General features: G+C 55.9%; 2 protein-coding genes. One reads left to right on the forward strand and one right to left on the reverse strand.

What is annotated here, in order from left to right:
* Positions 1-417 (reverse strand): GNAT family N-acetyltransferase (locus tag B3605_RS16485; RefSeq protein ID WP_296435091.1); only part of this gene is annotated, 417 nt, incomplete at its 3' end.
* Between the two features lie 1,001 nt (positions 418-1,418).
* Between B3605_RS16485 and B3605_RS16490 the strand changes: the two genes are divergently transcribed.
* Positions 1,419-1,666 (forward strand): hypothetical protein (locus B3605_RS16490; protein ID WP_296435092.1); only part of this gene is annotated, 248 nt, incomplete at its 3' end.

Below are 1,666 nucleotides of genomic sequence, written 5' to 3' on the forward strand. Positions count from 1 at the left end.
CCACACGTAGTTTCCGAGGCCGATCGTGGTTATAGTGATACGTGCCAAGCCCATTGATGTTGCGATTTTAAAACAGTTGGCCGCAAGCCGTTTGCCAATGCCTTTCCCTTGGAAATCAGGTTCGACGCTAGCGACGTCCATGTTGAGCCGATTTTCTTTTAGTAGAAACGTTCGACCCGTCCAAAATACTTGAGAATGGTCTTTGAACCCTGTGATCTCCAAACTTGCTCTGTCGTTCAAGGGCTCAAGGATGTCCAAGACGTTGTCTCGGCGTCCTTCGATACCGTCGGTCAAACGGCCGCAGACCGCTGCGGGCTGGCCAATCTTGGCGAAGGTTTTTACCCACCAATTGTGGTCATCGATTGAAGGCCGTCTCTTGTGGCGGATACCAATCAGAAAGGAGCGTGGAATGGTCATGTCATTAAAATTTTTGTTGCGTCGCCTTCCAATAGCGCCCGATTTCAAAGGAAGCCTTAACTGACTGTATATGTGAACCCAGGCTCCATCTCACGTGCGACCTGATCCATTCCTATCCGGGCGCTACCGCCTCATGGCGCTCGGTCGCCTCCCGCTTTAACTGGCGGAAGCCCAGAGGGTTGCAGGCTTTCACTGGGTGTTACGAGGCCGCGGCAGTACTTCAGCAACTGCCTAACTGCTCGCTGACCGGTTCCGTCGCGCCGTACTGCATCGTCGCATGATCGCATAAATCCCCTGATTTCTGTCGGCGACAAGTCGGGGCATGGCCACTCGTTCGTTTGCATCGTGCGCCGGTCAGACCGCTGATGCTCCCATGGACGAAAACTGCTGAGCGACATTCAGCCTTGGCTCGACGTCATTGCCCGATCAGCCGGTGGCGATCTCCAGGCTCAGGTTCCGGGCAAACGTGGCTCGGCTTTTCATAATATTGGCAGTCGGTAGCCGATGTTCCAACCCCATATCGTCCCGCAATCGTCCTCGGAAGCATCAAAGGCCGTGTGATCGGCACTGGTTGGACAAGGCGCGGGCGCAGATATCTCGAAGAGCCTCGGCCTGGCGCCGCAGGTCGGCACAGCCTGAAGTCAGACTACGTCTAGCTTTGGCGGACGGGGGGGCGCGACGGAACTTGTATTGCCGCGACAGTGGACACCACCGCGTTCGCATCGCCAAGCCGACCCACCCCAAAAAAAGCTCGACCCGTCTCAAAGTGATTTAAGGCGCCTCGGCTGCTCAGATCGCCGCAGTTTGAGCAGCTAACGTCCTCGCAATGATCTGGTGATGGTCCTCACGGGGTTGAGCCCACACCCTTATATCTCGGACGGCTCAAGACTCCTGTAGACGGCTTTGGTTGCAGGGCCCGGATAGCTTCCGGTCGATCCGGAATCCGAAAAGCCAAGAATCTGCTGTTTCGACCTTAAAACCTCTGGATTTCCTGCAGACGCATGGGTATTGCGGCATCCAACACAAATCAATGCCTGTCGACGCAATTCAACGCGGCATCATCAAGATTTGCTTCTTTGCTTGCAACAGGGTTTGCCACCGGGCTATGCATCTGCCGAACAATTGGGCATCGGCGTGGTGCGGCGAACCGTGTACCTGCGTTGCCGCTAGAACCGCGTCACAAAATGGCGTCACGGAGCGCCTTGAAAATCATGAACAAGCAGGCGGCTCTTGTCGCGGGCGGAAACGC

Source organism: Rhizobium sp. UBA1881 (assembly GCF_002338015.1).
Lineage (GTDB): Bacteria > Pseudomonadota > Alphaproteobacteria > Rhizobiales > Rhizobiaceae > Rhizobium.